The following is a 23,613-nucleotide window of genomic DNA, read 5'->3' on the forward strand; positions in this document are numbered from 1 at the left end:
GTCATGCCTTGCCCGGCAATGTGCCTTCGAGCTTGCAGATGATGCCCAGCATGATCTCGTCCGCACCGCCGCCTATCGAGATCAAACGCCCATCTCGGTACGACTGCGCGATGGGGTTGTCGGCCGTGAAGCCCATGCCGCCCCAGTATTGCAGGCAGCTGTCGGCGACCTCCCGCATCAGGCGTCCAGCCTTGAGTTTGGCCATGGATGCCAGCCGGGTTACATCCTTGCCGCCTACGTACTGCTCCACCGCGCGATAGGTCAGCGCACGCAGGGCCTCCACCTCGGTGCGCAACTCGGCCAGGCGGAAATGCACCACTTGGTTGTGCAAAATGGGCTTGCCAAACGTCTGACGTTGGCGCGTGTAGTCAATGGTCTGGTCGATGAGCCGGTCCAGCGAACGCAAGGACCCGGCGGCGCCATACAAGCGCTCTTCCTGAAACTGCAGCATTTGCAGCATGAAGCCCATGCCCTCCTGGCCGATCAAGTTCTTCTGCGGCACGCGCACGTTGTCGAAAAACAGCTGGGCCGTGTCGCTGGAGTGCATGCCGATCTTCTCGATCTTCTGGCGCGTGACACCGGGGCTTTTCAGCGGCACCACGATCAAGGATTTGTTCTTGTGTGCAGCGCCTTCAGACGTGTTGGCCAACAGACAGCACCAGTCGGCCTGCATGCCATTGGTGATCCACATCTTGGAGCCGTTGATCAAGTAGTCGTCGCCATCCTTGCGCGCCGTGGTCTTCAGCGCGGCCACGTCGGAGCCGCCACCGGCCTCGCTGACGCCCACGCAACCCACCATGTCGCCAGCAATGCTGGGCGCCAGAAATTCGTGGCGCAGTGCGTCACTGCCAAAGCGGGCCAGTGCTGGCGTGCACATATCCGTCTGCACACCTATGGCCATGGGCACGCCGCCGGCATTGCACTCGCCCAGCGACTCGGCCATGACCATGGAGTAGCTGAAGTCCAGCCCCAGGCCACCAAACTCGGTGGGGTACTTGATGCCCAGCAGGCCGAGGTCGCCCATCTTCTTGAACAACTGGTGGGCGGGGAAGATGCCGGCCTTTTCCCACTCGGGCAGTTGGGGGTTGATTTCCTTGGTGACAAATTTGCGGACCGTGTCGGCAATCTGCTCGTGCTCGGGGGTGAATTTCATAGTGTTCTTTTTGTGGTGGGTAGGGGTGTTACATGCGGGCTACGCCGAAGGTGTTTGGATATAACTTGCGTTGATCCGCCTCAGCCGCCAGCGCCAAACCCAGACCCAAAAAGCGCCGCGTATCGCGTGGATCGATGATGCCGTCGTCCCACAGCCGCGCCGTGCCAAACAGCGCGGCAGACTCCTTGTCCAGCCGCAAACGCAGTCCGTCGGACATCGCAGCCAACGCTTCTTCATTGGCCTCCATGCCGGTGCGCTCGATCTTGGCGCGGTTCACGATATCCATGACCTTGGCCGCCTGCGCACCGCCCATCACAGCCGTGCGGGCTGTGGGCCAGGCAAAGATGAAGCGGGGGTCAAACCCGCGCCCGCACATGCCGTAGTTGCCGGCCCCGTAGGACCCGCCCAGCACAAAGGTGAACTTGGGCACCCTCGCATTGGCCACTGCCTGGATCATCTTGGCGCCATGTTTGATGGCACCGCCCCGCTCCGCCGCCGAGCCCACCATATAACCCGTGGTGTTCTGCAAAAAGACCAACGGCGTGCCGGTCTGATCACACAGCTGGATGAACTGCGCGGCCTTGGTCGAGCCTGTGGGCTGGATGGGGCCGTTATTACCCAGAATGCCGACCAGATGGCCCTGCACGCGGGCGTGGCCACACACCATCTCGGGGGCGTATTCGGCCTTGAAATCCAGAAAATCCGATCCATCGACCAGGCGGGCAATGACCTCACGCACGTCATAGGGCTCGCGTTCGTCGGCGGGCACAATGCCCATCAGCTCCTGTTCGTCAAACAAGGGCTCGGCAAAGGCGGTGGCGGATGGCACGGTGTCCCACCGCAGCTTGTCCATGACCTCGCGCGCCATGCCAATGGCGTGGGCATCGTCCTCACACAGGTATTCGCCCAGACCGGTAACCTGGGCATGCGTCTCGGCGCCACCCAATTCGTCTTCAGTGCAGTCCTCGCCAATGGCGGCCTTTACCAAGGGTGGGCCGGCCAGAAAGATATTGGAGCGCCCCCGCACCAGGATCACGTAGTCCGACAAACCCGGCAAGTAAGCACCCCCGGCCGTGGAGGAGCCGTGCACCACCGCAATCTGCGGCAGGCCCATCGCCGACATGCGGGCTTGGTTGGCAAAGGTGCGGCCGCCCTCGATAAAAATCTCGCTCTGGTACATCAGGTTGGCTCCACCGCTTTCTACCAGCGAGATCAGCGGCAGCTTGTTCTCCAGCGCAATCTGCTGCACGCGCAGGCCTTTCTTCAGACCCATGGGCGCCACGGTGCCACCTTTGACCGCGCTGTCGTTTGCAGAAATGATGCAGCGCTTGCCAGCCACCACGCCGATGCCGACGATGGAGCCACCGCCCATCACAGACTTTTTGCCATCATCGTCGTGCATGTTCAGCCCGGCCAGCCGGCTTAGCTCCAAAAACGGCGTGCCCCGGTCCAGCAAACGGGCAACCCGTTCACGCGGCAGCAACTGATTACGCTTCTCGAACTTGTCGCGTTTGGATTCAGACTCGGCGATGACCAGCCCCTCGAGGCGCTGGACTTCGGCCAGCAGGCCTGACATGCGCTGGGCATTGGCGGCAAAGGCGTCAGAAGTGGGTTTGATCTTCGATCGGATGGCAGGCATCGGCGTAAGTCCTTGCGTTGGTGTTTGGAATTAGACGGCATGGTGACGTTAACGTCAACCTAATGCCGCATAGGTGTTTTTACTGATGTTTACGGTATGCCTGCGGGCTACCATGCGGCTCCATCGCCACAACAAACCAAGGAGTCCTCACATGAACCTCGAAGCCTGCACCCAAGCCATCCGCAACAAGGTCGGTAGTGACAGCGGCCTGAACGCCACGCTGAAGTTTGACTGCGGCTCCGATGGCGTGATCCGCATCGATGGTGCGTCCACCCCCAACACGGTCACCAACGACAACATCGACGCTGACTGCACGGTTGGCATCACGCTGGACAACCTGAACGCGCTGCTCAGCGGCGACCTGGAACCCACGACGGGTTTCATGGCCGGCAAGCTCAAGGTCAGTGGCGACATGGGCGTGGCTATGCGCCTGCAACGGGTGATCTGAGCGATGTGCGCAACCGACGCACAGGCTTTTGTCGACTCCCACCGCGACGAGGCCACGACCGAACTCTTTGGCATCACCGAGCTGTGCCGCGAGTTTGGCATCACGTTGCGGGCGCTGCGCTTCTATGAGGACAAGGGACTGCTGGCCCCCAGGCGCATCAACGGGGCACGGGTCTACACACGGCGCGACCGGGCACGCCTGGCGTTGATCCTGCGCGCCAAGGCGATTGGTTCGCCGCTGTCGGAGATCAAGCGTTACCTGGATCTGTATGGACAACAGGGCGAAGGCCGTACGCAACAACTGCATTACGTCATTGAGCGTACCGATGCCGAGATCGCGGAGCTGGAGAAAAAGCGGGCCAAGATCGACGAAACGCTGGCCGAACTGCGCGTCATCAACGCGTATTCACGCCAGCAGCTAGAGGCCCGCCAGCGTTCGGGCGCCAAAACCTGAGTCTGCGAAAGCCGCCGTCCGGGGCTTGAAACTGGCTATGATGTCTCGTGCCTTTTCTGCGCCAAGCCATACCCCACCACGCTGCCACATAAATGAACATCTGGTCCGCCATTGCCGCCGCCAGCCTGCTTATTACTGCGGCCATGTGTGGACTGTATTGGCGAGAACGCCACCATCGGCAGCACCTGTCGCTGCTATTGAACGGGCTTGAAAAACAGCTGTCCACCAAACTGGGCGGCGATACCCTTACCGGGTTGATGACGCGGGCGGGCTTTGAAGCCGCGCTGGCCAAAAAGGCCCACGCCGTGGATGCCGGCAGCGGGCCCTTTTGCGTCCTGTATGTCGCGCTGGACAATTTCGTCATGCTCAACGACGCCTTTGGCAATGAGAGCGGCGACCGGATGCTAAAAGAAGTGTCGCGCCGCCTGGTCATGGGCGATGGCGCCAAAGAAACACAGGCATGTCACATCGGGGTCGGCGAGTTCGCACTGGTCGTCGACGGCGACCACCGCAGTGCCCGCACTTCGGCGCAGCGCGTGTCCAATGCCTTGGCTGTGCCCTTAGCGTTCGAAGCCGTACGCGCCCAGTTCACCTGCTCCATCGGCGTTGCCGTATACCCCGACCACGGTGCGGTCGGTAAGCTGCTGGGCAATGCGGCGCTGGCCATGCGCAGCGTCAAGTTCAACGGCGGCAGCGACTTTTGCCTGTACGACCCCAAGATGGGTGTAGAGGTACGCGAACAGGCCCTGCTGTTCAACGACCTGCGCAGCGCGCTGGAAAAGGGGGAGTTCGAGCTGTACTTCCAGCCCAAGATAGACGCCATCGGCCTGCAGGTAACGGGTGCTGAAGCGCTGCTGCGCTGGCACCATCCAGAGCGCGGCCTGATCAGCCCTGTGGTCTTCATTCCGCTGGCCGAGCAGTACGGGCTGATCGGCCCTATCGGCAACTGGGTCATCGAAGAAGCCTGCCGCAAGGCCGCGCGCTGGCGCGAGCAAGGTCTGCGCATGCGCGTGGCGGTCAATATCTCCGGCTACCAGATGCGCGAAGACGACCTGGTGGAGCGCATAGAGGCCGCGCTGCAGCGCCACGGCATACAGCCCGACCGCTTTACTTGTGAAATAACCGAATCCGTGGCCATGGAAGACACCAAGGTCACGCAGCAGACCTTCGAGAAGATGCGCAACGCGGGCTTTCACGTCTCCATCGACGACTTTGGCACTGGTTATTCCAGCCTAGCCGCGTTGCGCAAGCTGCCAGCAGCGGAGCTGAAAATCGACCGCGCCTTCGTGTCCGACCTGGAAGAAAGCGAAGATGCCCGCTCCATAGCCCAGTCCATCGTCAACATGGCCACCGCATTGAACCTGCGTGTCATCGCCGAGGGCGTGGAAACGCCCGGTCAGCGCGACCTGCTGGTAGCCATGGGCTGCAACGAACTGCAGGGATTTTTGTTTTCGCTGCCCATGCCGGCCTACGAGCTGGAGCGCCTGGCGCTGGACGACGACCACAAGCCAGAGGAAATGGAATTTCGCAAATCGCTTTTTTCGGAAACTTATCTGGGAAAATTACACTGATACCCTCCCGCTCGAACCATAAGGCAGTGCCATGAGTTTTTTTGACCGTTTCAGAACCACCAGCAAAAAAGAAGAGCTGAAACCCGGTAGCCCTGCGTCCGATGCGCCGACTGCTGGCCCGTTACAAGCTGCTGTCGAACGCCGCAACCGCAAGCGCAAGAATGCGCGCCAGGGCGCCACCGCGCTCATCATCGACGACTCCGCCACGGTGGTGGCCACGCTGCGCAAGATACTGCGCTCCGCCGGCTACGTCACCCGGGATGCGGGCGACGCAGAACAGGGCTTGGCGATGCTGGCCGAGGTCAAGGCGGACATTATTTTTCTGGATATCGTGTTGCCCGGCATGAACGGCTTTGGCGCACTGCGCGCCATTCGCAAAGACCCGGCAACCCAGCACATCCCCGTCATCATGATCAGCGGCAACGAGCATGCTACCGAACAGTTCTACGCCAACAAGATTGGCGCCGACCTTTTCATGAAGAAGCCGTTCTCACGTTACGAGGTGTTTGCCCATATCGAAATGCTGCTGGACGCCAACCGCGAGCTGCGGCGCAAGGGCGTGGTCACGGCTGAGCTGGCGCCAGCGCCAGTGGCTGCCCCCGCGGATGTACAAGAAGAAATGATCCAGACTCTGCCGGTTCCTCGGTCTGCCGCTTCGCTGATCGCACCCGTCGGTGCTGCGATCCCGGTGTTGAACACCCTGGCGCAGTGGCCAGAACTGGAGGCCCGCAAACAACTCACGGCCATGGGCTTGCAGTATTTTGACCATGCGCAGTTCGTTTCAGCCATTCAGCGCGGCGACCAATTGGCCGTGACGCTGTTTGTGGCGGGCCAGGGTGTGTCGCGCGACACGGTGGTGGACGGCAAGACTGCGCTGGCCCTAGCGCAGGAACTGGGTAAGCCGGAAATTGTTCGCTTGCTAGGATGATTTAGATGCGTCCGAAACACTCCGCCAAATTTTGGTCAACGTTCATTCTTCTTGCCTGCACTCTTTACGGCGAGGCGATGGCGGTTGAAAAACCATTGTGGGAACTGGGATTGGGCGTTTCCGCCCTGCAACTGCCCGCCTACCGTGGCTCAGCAGAAACCAGAACCGATGTGCTGCCTATCCCCTACCTGGTCTACCGGGGGGACCATCTGAAGGCAGATAAGGATGGCGTCAGAGGGGTACTGTTTGATTCCGAGCGTTTTGAGATCAACCTCAGCCTCGCCGCGTCGCCTCCCGTCAACAGCCGTGACGTCAAGGCGCGCGACGGCATGCCGGACCTCAATTCGAGCCTGGAGTTGGGACCGTCCGTGGACTTCAAACTGTGGCAATCCAGCGACCACGATACCAAGCTAAAACTGTTTGTGCCCGTGCGGGCAGCGATGACGCTGCAGAGCGATCCCAAATTCATCGGTTGGCAATTTACACCGCGCCTCAACCTCGACGTTGCCAACCCGTTTGGGCAGCGCGGCTGGGCGTTCGCCGTGGTCGGTGGACCGGTATTTGGTAGCCGCGAACAACATGATTATTTCTACGGCGTCTCGCAGCAGTATGCGACCGCCTCGCGTAGCGCCTACGAGGCCAAATCCGGTTATGCAGGCGTGCAGGTTTTGTCAGCATTGTGGAAGCGATTCCCGTCATTTTGGTTGGGCGGCTTTGTGCGCTATGACGACGTGCGGGGGGCGGTGTTTGAAAACAGCCCCCTGGTGACGCAAAAGAGCGGGTTCGCCGGGGGCTTTGCCGTCACCTGGGTACTGCGCGAGTCCAGCCAAAAGGTTGTTGTTGATTAGTTAGCGCCTTTACACTTTGCGCATGACTAAAACAGCAGACTTTGTTGAGGAAACAAGCTTCGGGAATTGGTTCTTAAAAACCGCGGTATGGAAGCGCAGCGTGCTGGTACGCGCACTGGACGATCTGCAACGCATGATCCCCGTCGGTGGTTTGGTACACCGGCCTCGCATGATCGACGTGGGTTGCGGTTTCGGCCACTCCTTTGCAGAATTGGCGCAGCGATTTGCGCCATCCACCATCGTAGGGTTGGACGCTGACCCGGGGTTGCAGGCACGTGCTGGAGATGAAGCAAACGCCTGCGCTTGCGAGGTCCAGCTCCTGGAAGCCAACGCGGCCAGCACCGGCCTGGCGGACACAAGTTTCGACGTAGTTTTTTGCCACCAGACCTTCCACCATATCGTGGAGCAAGAGGCCGCGATGGCAGAGTTTTACCGCATCCTCAAGCCGGGTGGCATGCTGTTGTTTGCCGAGTCGACGAAGTACTACATTCAAACGCCACAGATCCGCTTCCTTTTCCGCCACCCCATGGAAGTGCAAAGGACAGCGGGTGAATACATTAGCATGGTTCGCGCGGCCGGGTTCGACGCGCCCGACAGCAGGATATCGTTGCCCTATCTGTGGTGGAGTCGGCCGGACATCGGTTTTTTCGAGTGGATCGGTCGGCCAGTACCCAGAGAGCGCAATGAAACGCTGGTGAATCTGGTGGCAATCAAGCCGCTGTAAGCCACACTCAGAAGCAGCCCCGGCGTGGATCACCGGGTGATAAGCCCATCCGCACCGTCCAGGGCGTACTCAGGGCTGCGGTGTCACATACATACAGTTGTCGGGCAGCGCGTGCATTCGCAGCACGCGCAAGCGATGGCCCATCGGAGTAAAAGGGTTCATTGGCCAGTGGCAGGTTGGCGTCGGCGCTCTCATCCACCAATATCTGCAAGTACTCTGTCATGTGGTCTGCTGTGTAGGGGTTGGTGTCGTGGAATGCAACGATGATGGGTATGGCACCGTCGACCACAGGGAGCTGCCCCGCAGCGCGCGCCAGGGCCACTCTTTCCAGCCCGCTGCGCAAATGGGATCTGCGGCGCAGACTGATATTCCAGCCGTAAATCTTTCCATCGTTGGCGCTGATGTCGGCCTGGAGCATCTTCAGGTGCGCAGTCTCGTATGCGGCGAGCGTGGCATCCGTGTAGACCCAGTCCGGCGGCCGGACGAACTGCACCGCGCCTGGACACTCCTGCTCGATTGCCGAATTGCCCAACGTCAGCGACTCCGCCAACTCCTGCGGCGCAAGGCTGGGGTGTGGGATATGGCCGCGCGCGGAGCCTGAGTGCAAACCTAACACGTGGCCGGCGCCACAGGTCTCTCGCATCAATTTGCGACCCGCATCGCTGCCCCCATGCGCGTGGTGCACCGACTGCACAAAGAACAGCGCAGTCACATTCGGCATCACAGGATTGTGGGCTAACTGGGCCAAAACCCGCTGCGTGGGTGCCGAACTCCAAAGACTGGGGCCGTCATCAAAAGTCAGCAGGAACCGAATAGGCGGCAAGGCTTGACCCATAGCAGTTCCCATCACCACCCACAGTGCAATCGTGGCCAGGGCACGCGCAGTTGCAATCATCAAAAACCCTTTGTTGGTCAAATATAGCGATACCAGTGGGCGGAGTCCGCCACCCAACCGGCGGGCCACTGTGCATGCAGCTGCGCCAGGCCTTCCACAGCAACGGACAGCATCACGTTCTGCTGCGCAAAAACCCAGGTAGCCACTTGGGCCTGTCCACGGCCAACGGGCTCCATTTGCGTAGCGCGCAACGATTCCGTAGAGAACGCCATGCCCCTTTGCTTCAGGCGGGCCTCTTTGCAGATCCACAGCTGAAGAAAATATTGCGTCAATGCAGTCCCATGCAATGCGCGCAACGCGCTTTGCTCGGTCTCACTGCACACCAGCTGCGCCATATCTAGGATGGGGCGGACGCGCTCCAGGCGTTCTACATCGACGCCAACCGCTTGGTTTGCAACGCAACAGGCTACAAACACACCGCTGTGGGCTATTGACAGTTGCAGATCATGGTCGATGACGCGAGGCTTTTGGTTTCCGTCAGCACTGATGTGCCAGTCCGTAGGCGCTCCTCCTTTCGACTGGGACAACAGCGTCTTGGCCAACCATCGACCGGCCAGAAATTGCTCGCGCCGGGTTGTCGACACAATAGCCTGGGCACGCACACCCTCCTCTGGAGACAGCTCCGACTCAGAGGATCTCGACCGCCAATCAGCCAGCAAATATGCGCATGTCTGGATTGCGAGGCGTGGATACACAGCGTTTACCCGGGTAATCAGCCGTTCCAGCGCCTGAAAATCAATGAGGTATTGATGCCGCCAAACGCGAAGTTATTGCTCATGACAATATCGGTTTGGATCTTTCGGCCCTCACCCGTGATGTAGTCCAGCGGCGCACAACGCGGGTCGACGGTCTCCAGATTCAGCGTGGGTGCGAACCAGGCGCTACGCATCATCTCTATGCTCATCCAGGCTTCCAACGCACCACACGCCCCCAGCGTGTGACCCATATAGCTCTTGAGGGATGAAATGGCAACGCCTTCACCAAAAACACTATGGGTGGCAACGGACTCGGCTACATCCCCGTGGTCTGTGGCGGTGCCATGGGCGTTGACATACGCAATACGGTCTGGGCTCAGGCCGGCATCCTCCAGCGCCAAGTGCATGGCCTGCGCCATGGTTTGGGCATTGGGTTGGGTCACATGCAGGCCATCGCTATTGGTGCCGTAGCCAAGGACCTCCGCATGAATGTTGGCACCGCGCGCCAGCGCGTGATCCAACGCTTCCAGCACCAGCGTACAAGCCCCCTCGCCTAACACCAGGCCATCACGGCTGGCGTCAAAGGGGCGCGGTGTCAGACTAGGCGTACTGTTATGTTTGACGCTCGTCGCAAACAGCGTGTCGAATACCGCTGCTTCGGTTGCGTCCAACTCCTCCGCTCCTCCAGCAAGCATGGCAATCTGTTTGCCGTTCTTGATCATTTCGTAGGCATAGCCGATACCCTGGCTGCCCGAGGTGCAAGCACTGGACGTAGGCACAATACGGCCGGTCAGCCCGAAGAAAACTCCCATATTGACGGCCGCCGTGTGCGACATCATCTTGATGTACGTGGTGGCGTTGATCCCTTCAGTGGATTTGTTGATGATCATGCGCCCAAAATCGCCGATCGACTTCGGCGTGCCAGAGGAAGAACCATAGGCAATACCCACGCGTCCGCTCTTCAACACGGGATCACCCAGAAGACCCGCGTCCTGCAGCGCCACTTCACTGGCTCGCACCGCCATCAACGCCACGCGGCCCATGCTGCGTGTGGACTTGCGGTTGTAGCGATCGGTGGGTAGCTCGAACGGTTGCGCTGGTGCGCCGACCTGGGTGTTCAGACCTTCGTAGTCCGCCCATTCCCCAATTTTTTGCACCGCGTTTTGGCACGCCTTCAAACGCGCATGGACCGTCGCCCAATCATGCCCTAACGGACTCAATGCACCAAAGCCGGTTACTACTACGCGCGTCATCCCACCATTCCCCCGTTTACGGAAATTACCTGCCGCGTGATGTACGCCGCGTCTTCACCCATCAAAAAGCTAACCACGGCAGCCACCTCTTCCGGCCGCCCCATGCGTTTGGCGGGAATCAGCTTCAGCGCTTCGTCCAGCACATGCTGGTCGACCATGTCGGTGTCGATCAATCCGGGGGCTACACAGTTCACCGTGATGCCACGGCTGGCCAATTCCACCGCCAGCGCCTTGGTTGCGCCGATGATGCCGGCCTTGGCGGCGCTGTAGTTGACTTGCCCCCGATTGCCGACGAGCCCTGATACCGAGGACAGCGTCACGATGCGCCCGGGTTTGCGTCGGCGTACCAAGGGCATGGTCAAGGGGTTGAGCACGTTGTAGAAGCTGTCCAGATTGGTGTGTACCACGGCGTCCCAGTCTTCGGCCGGCATGGCTGGAAACGCGTTGTCCCGGGCAATACCCGCGTTGCAGACCACGCCGTAGTAGCAACCATTGGCCTCGACATCTTCCAATAGCAGTCTGGCTGCAGTTGCCCGATCCGCCACGTCAAACTGCAACACGCGTACCGAACGCCCCATGCCGCGAACCTGCTCCGCCACTGCCTGCACCTCCTGCAGGCCACTGCGGCAATGCAGAACGATGTCGTATCCATCCCGCGCCAAACGCAGGGCAATCGCACGGCCAATACCGCGGCTGGAACCGGTCACTAAAACGTTGTGCTCACTCACTGGCTTGTCCCATCAAAAAATCATCGGCGCTGGCCGGCTCGAATACGGTCAACATTGCCTGGGCAACGGTGTCGCCGGCAATGGCGATCCAGCAATCGAACTGCCCTATGCCGTTGTCCGCCTGAAACTGGCGGTGCACCCCAACGTGCAGATTGTCCCCCAGCAAAAAACGTGGGCGCTTGCACTCGTAGCGGCGACTGCCCAGCAAAAAACCAATCCTGGGCGTTTCACCCCGCAACCGGGCCCGCCAACCTGCCCAAGCGGCTACGGCTTGCGCCATGTACTCTATGCCTACCCATGCATCCACACCGCCATTGGCAAAGAACAGGTTGTCTTCTTGGATGGTGACCTCACAATTCAGGCTCTCCGCGTCGCCGTCAACGGCTTTATCCAGCAGGCACATCCGGCCCGCGTGGGGCACGATGTCGGCAATCGCATATGCCACAGGTAAACGCACGGTATTGGCTTCCATCAATCTTGTCCGTCAGGCACCCGCCAAAACCAGGCTGGCATTGCTGCCGCCAAAGGCAAAGGAATTGCTTAAGAGATATTGGGGAGCACGCCCCAGGCTGTGCCCACTGCCAACGATGTTCAGTGGCGGAAGCTCGGGGTCAACTACCCCATCCCACCAGTGGGGAGGCAGATAGCCTTGCGGGTTGTCGCGCAAGGTCAGCCAGCACAAAGCCGCCTCCAATGCACCAGCGCCCCCGAGCGTATGGCCGGTCAACGGCTTGGTGGAACTGAGGGCAACGCTCTCGGGAAACAGCTCGTGCACCGCAATGCATTCGGCCGAGTCATTTTGCCGCGTCGCCGTACCGTGCAGGTTGATGTAATCGATATCAGCCGGTTGGATGCCGGCGCGGGCCACAGCCGCGCGCATCGCGGCAAGTGCCCCTGTTCCGCGCGGGGCCGGTGCCGATATGTGGTGTGCATCCGACGACTCTCCCCAGCCCGCCAGACGCACGTCACCGGGGTCCCGTGTCATCACAAAGAGAGCTCCGCCCTCGCCGATATTTATGCCACAACGGTTCAGGCTAAGGGGGTTACACAACGTGGCGCTGACCGCCTCCAACGCGGAAAAACCCGCCACAGTGAAGTTGCACATCGCGTCCATGCCGCCGGCAACGACAGCATCGGCCATATTTGCATTCAACAGCCGCGCAGCACTTGCAAGGGCTTTGGCGCTGGACGAACATGCCGTGGATATGCCCACGACTGGACCACTAAGGCCCAGCATCGCATTGAGGGCCATCGCCGGAGAGCCCATTTCCTGTTGGCTGAAATGAAACTCGGTGGGAAGAACATGACTTGTATGATGGCGCTCCATGGCGAGCTGCGCTTCACCGATTCCTGCGGTGCTGGTTCCCACCACGACCGCCACCCGGTGCGGGCCGTAACGGTGGATGGCGGCATCCACCGAACCGCGTACCTGTTGTAAAGCCGTCAGCAACAGCGCGTTGTTCCGACTGCGCAAATGCATAGGCAGCACTGAGACGTCGGCTAGGGCCTGCGTCACCGTTCCCAAAAACAATTCCGAACCTGAGACTACCGATGTATTGACCTGGACACCGCTAGGCTTGTCGCCGAAGAGGCCTAATCGCACGCTGGCGCTGTCGATGCCCAGGGCACAGACGACTCCCATATCGTTCAAATAGATGGACGCAGGCATGACGGTCAGTTCCCCTTTGGTGCGGCGGATTCAAGCGTCAGACTGTAGCCTTCGAGGCGATTTTCCACCCGGCTGCGCCCCGTCCAATGCGACGCAGATTCGTAATGGATCAGCAACACCGGCACGTCACCGTGGCTCAATATGCGCTCGTTGCCGACCTCCTGTAGCTGCCAACCGGGCCCCAGAGCCGATTGCAGGGCTTGCAGCGGGGCGTACATCCACTGTATGTCGCGTAGTACGTAGGCCGCATCGACCTCGGCAGGCAGCAACGGGTGGCGCTCGCTGACCAGGTTGGCGCCATCCCAGTTCAGAGTCAGCACGCGCTGTCCCAACGCAAACGCAGCCATTCGCAGCCCCGTGGCATCAATCTCCAGCAAAGTATCTAGGCTGCGCGTCGCAACAGGCTGGCCCGCCGGAGTACGCTCAACCGTCAGGCGCTGCTCCAGGCTGACGCTTGCCCCCATCGCAGAAGGTGCCAACCGAGGCTGCGGCAACTGGACCTGCGGAGTGACCGTCGCTGCACAGCCTCCTAAAACCAGCAGTGCAAGCAGTGCCATCAAGCGGCGCATAGTTGCTCCAGCGTCTTCAGTCGGCCAGGCTGAGCAACATAAGGATTGCGCGTATCCCATGCATATCCAGCCAGGATGGATGTGATCATTTTCCTCACTTCTGGTGACTGGTGGACATGAAAGATCACGTCCTGAAAGCCGCCGGCATACCAGCTCTCCACAAACGAACGGAAGGCATCCACGCCCGCTCGCAGGGGGTCGGCATAGTCGGTCTGCCAGTCCACCACTTCGCCACGAACCGTGCGGGCGATAGCTTGCGCGGCCAAGCCGGCAGACTTCACTGCGATGGTCACGCCGCTGGAAAAAACGGGGTCCAGAAACTCACCCGCATTGCCCAGCAGCACGTAACCTTTGCCATGCAGGGACTTCACATTGGTGGCGTAACCAAGCAATTTGCGGGCTGGCGTATCCCATACCGCACCGCCCAACAGCGTCGCAAGTGTCGGCGTTTGCGCGACTATGGCTTGCAGGCGCTGCGTTTCGGTGCCCTCAAATTGCTCAAGGAACTCGCTTGCAGCCACTACCCCAACGGAACACCGGCCATTGGAGAAAGGAATGGTCCAATACCAGACGCCAACGTGCTCAGGATGCACGCTGATCAATATTTTGTTGCGGTCGAAGGTGCCGACCGGAATGTGGTCTTCGATGTGGGTGAAATAGGCGCCGCGCACCGGGAATGCCGACGGGGTTTCCAAATCAAGCAGACGCGGCAGGACGCGCCCAAACCCGCTGGCATCCAGTAGAAACCGGGCGCTGATTCGGTAGGTTCCCTTTTCCGCCGACACCACCTGTGCCATAGGTCGGTCACCGGACACATCGACCGCCACAACCTGGTGTTGGTACCGCACTTCGGCACCGGCCTTCTGCGCGGCCTTTATCAACACATGGTCAAAATCCGCACGTTGCACTTGGTAGGTCGTACCCCAGCCCTCGGAGAATTTTTCCCTGAAGTCAAACGCAGTGTGCTTGTCACCCCGCACAAAAGCCGCGCCGTTCTTGTATTGAAACCCAGCCTCCACGACGTCGCGCAGAAAACCGGCTGCTTCTATGTATTCCATGCTCTGTGGCAACAGGCTTTCGCCAATGGAAAAACGGGGGAATTGTTCTCTTTCGACGACGAGAACCCTAAGCCCCTGCTGCAACAACAAGCCCGCCGCGACGGACCCTGCAGGCCCGGCACCAATAATGAGAACATCGATTTCTTCAGTGCGCACAGGCTTCACTTTCAGGATTAACTTGTATTGTCGAAGGCAGGAACACGGGGGTCATCAGCCAGCTCAACGCGATGCCGAACAGCATGGTCAAACCGAATGCGCGTAGAGCTGGCGTTGCGGACAGCGCCAGAAGCCCGAACGCCAGCAGTGTACTGGCGGCCGCCAGAGTTACTGACAGAAACGGCCGGACAGCGTCGCGCCCCGGCTGCTCCAGCAAGAAGATGCCATAGTCCACCCCCATGCCCAACACCAGCAATAGCGCCAGCACATTGAACAATTGCAAAGGCTGCCCCAGCAGGGCCAACAACGCCAGGGTCAGGCCACTGGCCAGTGCAGTAGGCATCAACGCCCGCCATGCGCGACGCCCGAAACGCCAACTCAATGCGAGAAACACCAGCAGGTAACTGACGGCAATAACACCGCCCATGCGGTAGCGGTAGCGCGCCATGATGCTGGACACATCGCTCACCGTATCTACCCAGCGCACACCGTCCACCGTAGAAGCCAGACTCTGCGCACGCGCCAGCTTGTCCGTCGAATCCGCTCCCCGCAGCAGGACGACGCTGGCATAGCCGTCGGCGAACCGGCCAAGCCATTGGGTACGAAAAGGCTCTGACACGGGCGCGCTCAACCATGATTCCAGACGCAACGGCACGATGTCGCCCGACGCTACGGTTGACGGCGCGGGCTCATCCATCCGGGCAAGCGCCAGTGCTCTCACACCGGACGCCCCCTCAACGACATGCCGGACCAATGCAGCATCTGCCCCCTGTTGGCTGGCAGATGGCACCCAGTCAGAAATAGCCTGGTATCCGGACAGACCACCGACTGACCGCAAACCGTCCAGTCTAGCCTTGAGGGCTTCCTCACGCATCAGCACATCATCAGGCGTCTTGCCTTGCACCAGATAGAACTGCCCAGGGTTAGGCAGCTCCAACAATTTGCCGACACGTATTTGCTGCTCGACCAAATCAGGTGGCGCGTTTTGCAGCAGACGAATGTCATCGTTGACCTGGATACGCGCCATGCCCGCAGCCAGCAGCACAAGCGTGCCGGCCATAAAAACCAGCGTAAACCGATTACGCCCCAATGACGGCCATAAGGCTCTGCGGCTGCCGATCCACTGTGCGAGCCGGGTGACATCCATCGTTCCACGGTCCAGATAGGGAAACCACCACAGCACGGTCACAAATGCGGCAAGCAACCCCACCGCGGAGAATACGGCGATCTGGCGCAAGCCTGGGAACGGTGTCAATGCCAGCAGTCCGTATCCGATGGCCGTGGTCAACATGGCCAACCACATGACCGGAGCCTGCTCACGGAGCATGGCCCATCGCTCTGACGGGTCACGGCCCAGGCGATTGCTGAAATAGTTGGTTCCGTAGTTTTCCGCAACCCCGACCAGACTCGCTCCGAATACCAGCGTGATCAGATGAACCCGCGGGAACAGTAGCGCACACACCGAAATCGCCGCCAGGATGCCAACCGCGATAGACAGCGTGACCAAGATCCGAGGTCGAATGGCGCTGAAGGCGAACAGCGTCAACAGCACAATGCCGACCAAAGAGCCGGCACCGATCGTGTGCATTTCGTGCTGCCCCTGCGACGCGGCGGCAGCGGCATACAAGGGCACGCCAATGGCCAACACCTGTGCAGTGGGGGCTGCAGTGGTTGCTGCGGCCTTCGCCTTTGCCAGTAACGGCACCAGGGCCTGCTGCGCTTCCATCGAAAAGGCGGAGCCCTTTTGCTCCAGCATTAGCAACGCGTAGTGGTTTTGGCCATCGGACACGGACAAACGCCCGTCAGTCACCCGCACCAGGCTGTCACCCGCACGGCTGCTCAGCCAGCCGCCAAACAGGTTCAAAGGGTCGTCCCGCCATTCGCCGATTCTTGACATGCCCATCGGTCGGTACAAGGCCTCGACTGCACTGCCTGCCAACCGCGCAGGGTCTTGGCTGGCCAGCAGTTGGCGTTGCTGTTCCGTCAGCAGTTGCCCGCGCCAGGGTTGGAAAAATTCGATGGTGTGCGTGGCCATCACCTCATCTACGCGGTAGCGTGTGGTTACCGGCGCACCCGCTGCCAAAAGCGTGGCTTCATAAATATCTGCTGCTTGCCGTGCCGTAGCCCATTCCGAGCCTCCGATCAGGACCACGATGCGCCGGGACGCGGCGTCGGTGAGCTGGCGGGTGACGCTTCCCACCGTAGCGTCACGTTCATCCTGGGGCAACATGGCGAGAACATCGGTATCCAGCTGCAAATGGCCGCCCGTCCACAACCACAGGTTGTGTCCGACAAAGGCGACAACCAAGACCAGCCACGCCCCTGCCAGCCAGCGCTGTGGTTGCGCGAAAGCTCTGCGCTCCTCAGTCAAACCGCTTGGCCTCTTCAAGACTCAGCTTGGCGGGATCGGAGCTTTGGGCGTGGAACGCTATCGTGGTCTTGTCACCGTTGGCCTCATCCATGACGATCCGTCGCACGTACTGATCCCCACCCAACTCCACCCGCGTCAGAATCTTGGCAAATGCCGTCTGCTTGGGGACCAATACCAGAGACCAGGTTTTACCGTCCACGCTACCGCTGACAACGAATTGCTCACCCAGCGCCGCAACATCCCCATTGAGCAGAGAAAACATCAGACCATTGATGACACGCACCGTGGGCTCGGTGCTGGCCGACAGTCGGAACGCGACGTCACCACCTTGCGTGGCAACGATTTCGTTCGGCGTAAGCTTCAGAACCCCGGCAAACGGTTCGCGCGTGCGCCAGATCACACCGCGTTCACGTGCGACCAGAAAGTCACCCTTGGACAGCAGTTGCTTTTTGAAGCCACGCACCTGCTTGGCCTGCTCAAACTCGCCACGCAGAACCTGTGGTTGGGCCAAACGTTGCCGCACGTCAGCGGCTAGGTCGGCAGCGTGCGCGGTGCACACCAACACCAACCCAATAACAAAAAATACAAAGCGTCTCATAGGCGTTCCACCCCCAATTTCTGCCACAACACGTCCGGACATACATACAGCATTTCCCTGCTCTGCATATCCACTGCCACCTGAATGGTGTAGGACTTGTTCACCTTGTGCCCGGTCAGCGCGTCCCGGATAAGGTATTCGATCTTGAGCCGGTTTTCCCACTCAACGATCTCGGCACGAATGCGGATGCGCTGTCCGAACTCCATCGTCTTGACATACTTCAGACGCATATCCACGATGGGCCACGCGTAGCCGGAGTCGCGCATCTGGGGGTAGTCGTAACCAAACTTGGCCAGTAAGGCGCAGCGGGCCAGCTCCAGGTACTTCACATAGTTTCCATGCCACACAATGTTCATGGGATCGAGATCGTGGAAGGCGGGAGAGAGCTCGATCTCGTTACTGAGGTCAGGTTGCATACAGACTCCATGCTTCACTGCGGATTGCGCTCAGCAGGGCACGCAAATCGTGGTCCAGTGCCCGGTCTTCCGTTACCAAAACGATACGCTCGGACAGGTCGGCCTGCATGGCGGCCAAGGCCTTTGGCAATTCAACACTCGCATGGTCGCGCTGGCGCAGGGCCACGGCTTGACGGGCCGCAATCAGCATCGCTGCAACCACCTGTTCGGTCAACTCCAGCACGCGCAGACAATCCCGGGCTGCAATGGTTCCCATGCTGACTTTGTCTTGGTTATGACACTCGGTCGAGCGGCTGAAGACCGATGCCGGCATTGTCAGTTTCAAGGCTTCGGCGGTCCACGCCGATACGCTGATCTGCAAGGCTTTGAGCCCATGGTTGATGGCGGCCCGCTCCCCGGTGGCCGCCGACAGATTGCTCGGCAAGCCGTGATTGAAACGTGTATCCACCAGCAAGGCCAATTGACGATCCAGCAGGTCGGCCACATTGGCCACCGCGTTCTTCAGCCCATCCATGGCGAAAGCAATATGGCCACCATAAAAATGACCGCCATGCAGCACACGCTCGTTGTCCGCATCGACGATGGGATTGTCGTTGGCGCTGTTGAGCTCGTTCTCGATTTGCGTGCGGAAGAATGGCAACGCATCTTCCAGCACACCAACCACGTGGGGTGCGCACCGCAGTGAATAGCGGTCTTGCAAGCGCTGCTCGTTGCGGCTGGGTTGGTCGCATGCCAAATCTTTGCGTATGCGCTCGGCGGCCAATTGCTGGCCAACATGGGGTTTGACCGAAAAGAGTACCTCGTCGAAGTGGTTGGCATTGCCGGCGCTTGCCAGCACGTTCATGGCGGTGAGCCGGGTAGCGAGTTTGCTCACATAACTGGCTCGGGCCCATGCGAGGCAGGCCAGCGCCGTCATCACGGCTGTTCCGTTCATGATGGCCAGCCCCTCCTTGGGCCGAAGGCGCAGCGGCGCAATGTCCAATTCGGCCAACACTTCGGCGGCCGGACGTACAAGGCCCTTGAACAGCACATCGCGCTCACCACACAGCGCGGCCGCCAAATACGACAAGGGTGTCAGATCACCACTGGCACCCACCGAACCTTCGGCCGGAATCAAAGGGAGGACATCATGGCGCAGCAGCGCTTCTATTTGTTCCAGCAAAGCGACACTGACACCCGACATGCCACGCGCCAAAGACGCCAGCCGTGCTACCAGCACGGCACGGGTCTCTTCTGGGGTGAGGAATCGCCCCAGGCCACAGCCATGGTAGGCATAGAGATGGTGTGGCAATTCATTTACCAAGGCAGGGGGAATGTTGACGGTGCACGAGTCACCGTAGCCCGTCGTTACACCGTATATCAAGCCGTCCTCGGCCAGCAGGCGGTCTAAAAAGTCTGCCCCGCGCGAAATTCGGGCGCGAAACTCGGCTTGCGGCGAAAGGCATGCGACGCGATGTTGGAGTGCCAAGGCAAGCACATCTTCAATGCAGAGGCGGCTGCCATCGAAAACTACGGGTTCAGGGCTATGTGTGGACATGGGGTTCGGACGCTGTTTGGTCCCAAAAGGGAAAGAAGTTAAACCAGTCGTAGGGAGAGCGCACCAGCACTTCGGTCAGCGCATCCACATAACGTTGGGCATAGACCACCATGGCGGCTTCGCGTGCACGCCGTGGCAAGAGAACACGCTCCGCAAGCGGTTTGAAGTGCAGCCGGTAGCCATTGCCCTCATGCACGCAGGCCAGCACATACACCGGGCACTGCAACAAACTGGCCAACACATAGGGACCTACGGGCAGCGGCGCGGTGTGCCCCAGAAATTCGGCCTGTACCGTCTTGCTCGCAAATACAGGAACACGGTCCCCGGCGATAGCAATGAATTCCCCCGCGGCCACCTTTTCTGCAAGCAGCACGGCCGTGGCTGGCCCGACTTCGGTTACCTCGATCAGCTTGACGTCATGTTTGGGGTTCAGCCGCTTCAATATGCGGTTGAACTTCTGCGCATGCCGTGTGTGCACCAACACATTGAGGCGCAGCAAGCCATGCTGTTCTTCCATGACGCGGCAGAGTTCCAGGCAACCCATGTGGGCCGTCACAATGAGTCCGCCCTGCCCTTGTTGCGCCAACTCGTAAATGGCCTCCCGCCCGGTGCTCTTGACGTTTTGTATAGGATAGCGACCCGACGCAGCCACCAGTTTGTCCAGCATGGTCTCTGCGAATAGCGCCAAATGCCGGATACCGTCGCGCCAGTCCGGCGCCCTGCCCAGAGCCCCAGTATGGCTTTGCAAACGTTCAAAATACTGGCGCGACGACAGACGCACCAGCGGGCGTGTCCACCAATGCAGCGCAACTACCGGATAGATGCACACGCGAAAAGGCCAACGCCCTACCAGCCGGTGGACCCAGAACAGCAGCCAAATGCCAAAGACAAAGGTGCTCTCCCCTATCTCTGCCCAGTGGGAGTTGTTTTGCACCTTGCTCATCCACGCACCTTGCGCCACAGCAACAGGGGAGAACGCCACAGCATGCCGAAAAACAGCTTTGCATGCATGCGTGATATCAGCGCATTGTCCAGCCACACCCGAAAGTGCGACACGCCATCAGTGGGATAGCTGACACGCGTTGGCAAGTTGACGATGCCCATGCCACGCCAGTACAGCCTGACCAGAATTTCAACGTCGAAGTCCATGCGCCGGCCAATGCTGACGTCGTCGATCAGCGTAACCGTCTGTGCCAACGGATAAACCCGGAAGCCACACATGGAGTCTCGAATCGCGAATGAGAGGGTGTTGATCCACACCCAGACGTGGGTGAGATAGCGGCCGTACAGCCGACCCTTGGGTACGCTGGCATCGTAGGTCGGGCAACCGCAAACAATGCGCTCAGGGTGGCTTGCCGAAGCGGCCAGAAACGCAGGGATGTCGGTTACGTCGTGCTGTCCGTCCGCATCGATCTGCAAGGCGTGGCTATAGCCCAGGTGCAGAGCCTTGCGCAGACCCGCCATCATCGCGCCGCCCTTGCCCTGGTTCTCTGCCAGCCTGACCAGGGTGATGGCCTGGGGGTTCGCCGCTGCAATGTCGGACAACACGCGGGCGCAAATGGCATCGCTGCCATCATCCACCAGTACGCATGGCAAAGCATGGCCCAAAAAGGCACTCACGACGGCACCAATCGCTTCACCGTGGTTGTAGACAGGGATCACTGCGCAAATACTCATTCGGCAGTTCCAAAAATGAAGCGCCCACTCGCATGCGAGCCCTCGACCGATGTCAACGCAAAGCTCAACCGCCCCCGCTCCAGATCAACGGCCAACGCCATGTCTATCCCCATGCCTGGCCTGATGATTTGCTGAAACTTGACCAATTCCAGCCGCTGAAAAGTTGGGGGCAACTCAAAAAACTCCCGAGCGAACAGCGCCACCCAATCCAGCTGCGCAACGCCCGGAAGAATCGGAGCGCCCGGGAAATGGCCGTCAAAATAGGGCGACTCGGGCGCAACCTGGATCTGTAGGGACACTGCGTGTGCAGAACGTGTCAGCACCCGCATTGCCGGGCGGCGAGGATCAAACAGTGCCAGCAAGGCCGACTCCGTTGTCTTGCCCTGTGGATTCATCGGCAGGTTCGACACATAACGCCACCGCCGCGGAAGTGCACTGGGCTCAACGACGGCCTGAAGAGCCGAGCGCAAACGCGCATTGAGCGCGGCCTTGCCTTCGCCATCCAGCAGCCCCCATCCAGCATCGCTGGGCACACCGGCCACGATCAACTGTGCGCGCCGCCCAGCTTCCACCAGGGCCCGCACCTCCACCAACAACCCGGTTGCGACCAGTGCCTGCTCTACCGCTTGCAGGGAAACCCGCTTTTCCTCAATCTTGACGATGCGGTCTGAACGTCCCAACAGTTCGAAACCGCCGTCGGCGCAACGTACCTTGTCCGCCATCGCCTGCCAGCCCTCGGAATCCGTATGGGCAGATCGCACATGCAGGGCATCAGCTTGCACCTGGATGGCCACGCCCGGTAGCGCTTGCCAGCTCAGGGAACCACCGGGCTGGCGTTGGCGCCAAGCGACCCCGCCAGTCTCCGAACTGCCATACACCTCGATCGGTGTCTGCCCCAGCACTTCCAGACAGACGGGCAATGCGTCATCCGGCAAGGGGCCTCCGGACGAAAACACCGCGCGCAAATTGTTGCGCACTGCGGCCCAGGCCAGTTGCTCCGGCAATCGTTTCAAGTGCGCCGGGCTTGCGACCAAGGCATAGGCGCCGTCTTTCTCGAACGCGCCCACCATGTCTTCGACGAACGCCAGGCGTCGTGCCGCAAATGGACGTCCGCTCGCCAGGGGCAGCAGCACGCCAAACAGCAAACCGTATATGTGCTGGTGGGATACCGTTGCGTAAACTTCGGTGTCGCCCAGGCGGCCTTCAAAACATTGGGCCAACGCAGCAACCTCGTCAAACAACTGGGACAGCCGTTTGGGGATGGCCACGGGTGCGGCGCTGGACCCTGATGTGTAGACGACTAGCGCGCGGGCCTGTGGGTCCAGCGCTTGCCACGCGGGCACGGCATTGACAGGCAACGGGCTGATGCTGGCCACCCCCGGTATGTCACCTGCAAAACCATCGACCTGGGTGGCCAGGCTGCCCAGATTGGCGGCTGCAATGTCTGCCAGCAAATAAGCGGTTTTTTTGGCCTGCCATGCGCCGAATAACGCTGTTGCAAAGGTGTAGCTGTCCAGGAAGTACAGACCAAATCGGGTACCTGCACTGGCAGAGAAGGCCCCGTGCCAGGCAGCCACGTCCCGCTCAAACATTGAAAAGTTCAAGCGGTCTTGACCGCGGGTCGCAACGCAATGGTCGCCCGCGCGTCCGGTGTGCAGTAGCTCCGCAAGGTACAAGAACTCAGCCATGCCCCGCCCCGGCCTTTATGCGCTTGCGCAGTAGCCATTCCCCCGCGAACAACACACCCATGAGCAAGTAGCTGACCATGCCGTTGTACAACGCCCATCCGGCGTCCGTGGCCCAGAAAACTGTCAGCAGCGAAATGGTCCCGTTGACGACAAAAAAACCGCACCACACCTGGGTCACGCGTCGGGTGTAGGTGACACCGGCCGGGGGCAAATCAGGCTCTTGCATGCGCGCCAGACGTTCAATCACCGTTGGTGGATAGACAAGACTGATGGAAAAAACACACAGCAGCACTACGTTGACCAGCAAGGGGTACAACTTGAGCGGCAGCACTTGGTTGCCCCAGAAACTTGCAACTGCCAGCACCAGGGCGCCAAACGCCGCCACCAACCACAGCCGCTCACGCGAAAACGCTGCACGCATCAGCGCCATACCAACCAGCAGCAAGGCCAGCCACCGTGGCTCGATGTGAGAATTCAGGCCAAAGTACACCAGCAGCGGATAGGCCAGTGTCAACAGCGTGAGCCCGAAGGTCCGCATC

Annotated in this window: 24 protein-coding genes; 6 read left to right on the top strand and 18 right to left on the bottom strand. The window is 60.2% G+C overall.

What is annotated here, in order from left to right:
* Window position 1 precedes the first annotated feature (1 nt).
* Window positions 2-1,153, bottom strand: coding sequence for an acyl-CoA dehydrogenase family protein (locus AC097P_RS12960; protein WP_479610830.1), 1,152 nt, complete (start codon window positions 1,151-1,153; stop codon window positions 2-4).
* Window positions 1,154-1,181: 28 nt separating this feature from the next.
* Window positions 1,182-2,792, bottom strand: coding sequence for an acyl-CoA carboxylase subunit beta (locus tag AC097P_RS12965; protein ID WP_479610831.1), 1,611 nt, complete (start codon window positions 2,790-2,792; stop codon window positions 1,182-1,184).
* 151 nt (window positions 2,793-2,943) lie between these two features.
* Between AC097P_RS12965 and AC097P_RS12970 the strand changes: the two genes are divergently transcribed.
* The 6 genes from AC097P_RS12970 (at window position 2,944) to AC097P_RS12995 (ending at window position 7,764) form a co-directional block, all read left to right on the top strand.
* Window positions 2,944-3,240 (top strand): SCP2 sterol-binding domain-containing protein, encoded by a 297-nt coding sequence (locus AC097P_RS12970; protein WP_479610832.1) that lies wholly within the window; start codon window positions 2,944-2,946, stop codon window positions 3,238-3,240.
* A 3-nt stretch (window positions 3,241-3,243) separates the two neighbouring features.
* Entirely contained in the window at window positions 3,244-3,693 is a 450-nt protein-coding gene (locus tag AC097P_RS12975) for a MerR family transcriptional regulator (RefSeq protein ID WP_479610833.1), read from the top strand.
* A gap of 92 nt (window positions 3,694-3,785) precedes the next feature.
* On the top strand, window positions 3,786-5,264 hold the full coding sequence (locus AC097P_RS12980) for a putative bifunctional diguanylate cyclase/phosphodiesterase (RefSeq protein ID WP_479610834.1): 1,479 nt from the start codon (window positions 3,786-3,788) through the stop codon (window positions 5,262-5,264).
* Between the two features lie 31 nt (window positions 5,265-5,295).
* Window positions 5,296-6,192 (top strand): response regulator, encoded by an 897-nt coding sequence (locus AC097P_RS12985; protein ID WP_479610835.1) that lies wholly within the window; start codon window positions 5,296-5,298, stop codon window positions 6,190-6,192.
* A gap of 5 nt (window positions 6,193-6,197) precedes the next feature.
* Window positions 6,198-7,040 carry a MipA/OmpV family protein gene (locus AC097P_RS12990; protein ID WP_479610836.1) on the top strand — a complete coding sequence of 281 codons (843 nt, stop codon included), beginning with the start codon at window positions 6,198-6,200 and terminating at the stop codon, window positions 7,038-7,040.
* Window positions 7,041-7,062: 22 nt separating this feature from the next.
* On the top strand, window positions 7,063-7,764 hold the full coding sequence (locus AC097P_RS12995) for a class I SAM-dependent methyltransferase (RefSeq protein ID WP_479610837.1): 702 nt from the start codon (window positions 7,063-7,065) through the stop codon (window positions 7,762-7,764).
* A gap of 7 nt (window positions 7,765-7,771) precedes the next feature.
* Here AC097P_RS12995 and AC097P_RS13000 read toward each other — a convergent pair whose 3' ends face one another.
* From AC097P_RS13000 to AC097P_RS13075, 16 genes are all read right to left on the bottom strand, one after another.
* Window positions 7,772-8,659, bottom strand: a complete 888-nt coding sequence (locus AC097P_RS13000) for a polysaccharide deacetylase family protein (RefSeq protein ID WP_479610838.1) — start codon at window positions 8,657-8,659, stop codon at window positions 7,772-7,774.
* 17 nt (window positions 8,660-8,676) lie between these two features.
* Window positions 8,677-9,261, bottom strand: coding sequence for a 4'-phosphopantetheinyl transferase family protein (locus tag AC097P_RS13005; RefSeq protein ID WP_479610839.1), 585 nt, complete (start codon window positions 9,259-9,261; stop codon window positions 8,677-8,679).
* A gap of 110 nt (window positions 9,262-9,371) precedes the next feature.
* Window positions 9,372-10,607 (bottom strand): beta-ketoacyl-ACP synthase, encoded by a 1,236-nt coding sequence (locus AC097P_RS13010; RefSeq protein ID WP_479610840.1) that lies wholly within the window; start codon window positions 10,605-10,607, stop codon window positions 9,372-9,374.
* Window positions 10,604-11,335, bottom strand: a complete 732-nt coding sequence (gene fabG / locus AC097P_RS13015; RefSeq protein WP_479610841.1) for a 3-oxoacyl-ACP reductase FabG — start codon at window positions 11,333-11,335, stop codon at window positions 10,604-10,606. Before fabG ends, AC097P_RS13010 begins: the two co-directional genes overlap by 4 nt.
* The gene (locus AC097P_RS13020) at window positions 11,328-11,807 is read right to left on the bottom strand and encodes a hotdog family protein (RefSeq protein WP_479610842.1); all 480 of its coding nucleotides are present in this window, start codon (window positions 11,805-11,807) and stop codon (window positions 11,328-11,330) included. The genes fabG and AC097P_RS13020 overlap by 8 nt, the downstream gene beginning before the upstream one ends.
* 12 nt (window positions 11,808-11,819) lie before the next feature.
* Window positions 11,820-13,004, bottom strand: a complete 1,185-nt coding sequence (locus AC097P_RS13025; RefSeq protein ID WP_479610843.1) for a beta-ketoacyl-ACP synthase — start codon at window positions 13,002-13,004, stop codon at window positions 11,820-11,822.
* A 5-nt stretch (window positions 13,005-13,009) separates the two neighbouring features.
* Window positions 13,010-13,573 carry a DUF3261 domain-containing protein gene (locus tag AC097P_RS13030; RefSeq protein ID WP_479610844.1) on the bottom strand — a complete coding sequence of 188 codons (564 nt, stop codon included), beginning with the start codon at window positions 13,571-13,573 and terminating at the stop codon, window positions 13,010-13,012.
* A complete protein-coding gene (locus AC097P_RS13035) occupies window positions 13,561-14,787 on the bottom strand; it encodes an NAD(P)/FAD-dependent oxidoreductase (protein ID WP_479610845.1) in 1,227 nt (408 codons plus the stop codon). The genes AC097P_RS13030 and AC097P_RS13035 overlap by 13 nt, the downstream gene beginning before the upstream one ends.
* Window positions 14,777-17,158, bottom strand: a complete 2,382-nt coding sequence (locus tag AC097P_RS13040; RefSeq protein ID WP_479610846.1) for an MMPL family transporter — start codon at window positions 17,156-17,158, stop codon at window positions 14,777-14,779. The genes AC097P_RS13035 and AC097P_RS13040 overlap by 11 nt, the downstream gene beginning before the upstream one ends.
* Window positions 17,151-17,756: an outer membrane lipoprotein carrier protein LolA gene (locus AC097P_RS13045; RefSeq protein ID WP_479610847.1), complete on the bottom strand. Its 606-nt coding sequence runs from the start codon at window positions 17,754-17,756 to the stop codon at window positions 17,151-17,153. The genes AC097P_RS13040 and AC097P_RS13045 overlap by 8 nt, the downstream gene beginning before the upstream one ends.
* Complete coding sequence (locus AC097P_RS13050; RefSeq protein WP_479610848.1) at window positions 17,753-18,172, bottom strand: acyl-CoA thioesterase; 420 nt, start codon at window positions 18,170-18,172, stop codon at window positions 17,753-17,755. The genes AC097P_RS13045 and AC097P_RS13050 overlap by 4 nt, the downstream gene beginning before the upstream one ends.
* Window positions 18,162-19,709 carry an HAL/PAL/TAL family ammonia-lyase gene (locus AC097P_RS13055; RefSeq protein WP_479610849.1) on the bottom strand — a complete coding sequence of 516 codons (1,548 nt, stop codon included), beginning with the start codon at window positions 19,707-19,709 and terminating at the stop codon, window positions 18,162-18,164. Before AC097P_RS13055 ends, AC097P_RS13050 begins: the two co-directional genes overlap by 11 nt.
* The gene (locus AC097P_RS13060; protein ID WP_479610850.1) at window positions 19,696-20,652 is read right to left on the bottom strand and encodes an LpxL/LpxP family acyltransferase; all 957 of its coding nucleotides are present in this window, start codon (window positions 20,650-20,652) and stop codon (window positions 19,696-19,698) included. Before AC097P_RS13060 ends, AC097P_RS13055 begins: the two co-directional genes overlap by 14 nt.
* The gene (locus AC097P_RS13065; protein ID WP_479610851.1) at window positions 20,649-21,386 is read right to left on the bottom strand and encodes a glycosyltransferase family 2 protein; all 738 of its coding nucleotides are present in this window, start codon (window positions 21,384-21,386) and stop codon (window positions 20,649-20,651) included. Before AC097P_RS13065 ends, AC097P_RS13060 begins: the two co-directional genes overlap by 4 nt.
* The gene (locus AC097P_RS13070; protein ID WP_479610852.1) at window positions 21,383-23,074 is read right to left on the bottom strand and encodes an ApeI family dehydratase; all 1,692 of its coding nucleotides are present in this window, start codon (window positions 23,072-23,074) and stop codon (window positions 21,383-21,385) included. The genes AC097P_RS13065 and AC097P_RS13070 overlap by 4 nt, the downstream gene beginning before the upstream one ends.
* Window positions 23,067-23,612 (bottom strand): COG4648 family protein, encoded by a 546-nt coding sequence (locus AC097P_RS13075; RefSeq protein ID WP_479610853.1) that lies wholly within the window; start codon window positions 23,610-23,612, stop codon window positions 23,067-23,069. The genes AC097P_RS13070 and AC097P_RS13075 overlap by 8 nt, the downstream gene beginning before the upstream one ends.
* Window position 23,613: the final 1 nt, after the last annotated feature.

The organism is Rhodoferax sp. ZS1R8 (assembly GCF_056521325.1).

Bases quoted from the DNA above. Each gene is read 5' to 3' on its own strand.
- AC097P_RS12960 (WP_479610830.1), bottom strand. From the start codon at position 1,153: ATGAAATTCACCCCCGAGCACGAGCAGATTGCCGACACGGTCCGCAAA.
- AC097P_RS12965 (WP_479610831.1), bottom strand. From the start codon at position 2,792: ATGCCTGCCATCCGATCGAAGATCAAACCCACTTCTGACGCCTTTGCC.
- AC097P_RS12970 (WP_479610832.1), top strand. From the start codon at position 2,944: ATGAACCTCGAAGCCTGCACCCAAGCCATCCGCAACAAGGTCGGTAGT.
- AC097P_RS12975 (WP_479610833.1), top strand. From the start codon at position 3,244: ATGTGCGCAACCGACGCACAGGCTTTTGTCGACTCCCACCGCGACGAG.
- AC097P_RS12980 (WP_479610834.1), top strand. From the start codon at position 3,786: ATGAACATCTGGTCCGCCATTGCCGCCGCCAGCCTGCTTATTACTGCG.
- AC097P_RS12985 (WP_479610835.1), top strand. From the start codon at position 5,296: ATGAGTTTTTTTGACCGTTTCAGAACCACCAGCAAAAAAGAAGAGCTG.
- AC097P_RS12990 (WP_479610836.1), top strand. From the start codon at position 6,198: ATGCGTCCGAAACACTCCGCCAAATTTTGGTCAACGTTCATTCTTCTT.
- AC097P_RS12995 (WP_479610837.1), top strand. From the start codon at position 7,063: ATGACTAAAACAGCAGACTTTGTTGAGGAAACAAGCTTCGGGAATTGG.
- AC097P_RS13000 (WP_479610838.1), bottom strand. From the start codon at position 8,659: ATGATTGCAACTGCGCGTGCCCTGGCCACGATTGCACTGTGGGTGGTG.
- AC097P_RS13010 (WP_479610840.1), bottom strand. From the start codon at position 10,607: ATGACGCGCGTAGTAGTAACCGGCTTTGGTGCATTGAGTCCGTTAGGG.
- AC097P_RS13020 (WP_479610842.1), bottom strand. From the start codon at position 11,807: ATGGAAGCCAATACCGTGCGTTTACCTGTGGCATATGCGATTGCCGAC.
- AC097P_RS13025 (WP_479610843.1), bottom strand. From the start codon at position 13,004: ATGCCTGCGTCCATCTATTTGAACGATATGGGAGTCGTCTGTGCCCTG.
- AC097P_RS13030 (WP_479610844.1), bottom strand. From the start codon at position 13,573: ATGCGCCGCTTGATGGCACTGCTTGCACTGCTGGTTTTAGGAGGCTGT.
- AC097P_RS13045 (WP_479610847.1), bottom strand. From the start codon at position 17,756: ATGAGACGCTTTGTATTTTTTGTTATTGGGTTGGTGTTGGTGTGCACC.
- AC097P_RS13050 (WP_479610848.1), bottom strand. From the start codon at position 18,172: ATGCAACCTGACCTCAGTAACGAGATCGAGCTCTCTCCCGCCTTCCAC.
- AC097P_RS13055 (WP_479610849.1), bottom strand. From the start codon at position 19,709: ATGTCCACACATAGCCCTGAACCCGTAGTTTTCGATGGCAGCCGCCTC.
- AC097P_RS13060 (WP_479610850.1), bottom strand. From the start codon at position 20,652: ATGAGCAAGGTGCAAAACAACTCCCACTGGGCAGAGATAGGGGAGAGC.
- AC097P_RS13065 (WP_479610851.1), bottom strand. From the start codon at position 21,386: ATGAGTATTTGCGCAGTGATCCCTGTCTACAACCACGGTGAAGCGATT.
- AC097P_RS13070 (WP_479610852.1), bottom strand. From the start codon at position 23,074: ATGGCTGAGTTCTTGTACCTTGCGGAGCTACTGCACACCGGACGCGCG.
- AC097P_RS13075 (WP_479610853.1), bottom strand. From the start codon at position 23,612: ATGCGGACCTTCGGGCTCACGCTGTTGACACTGGCCTATCCGCTGCTG.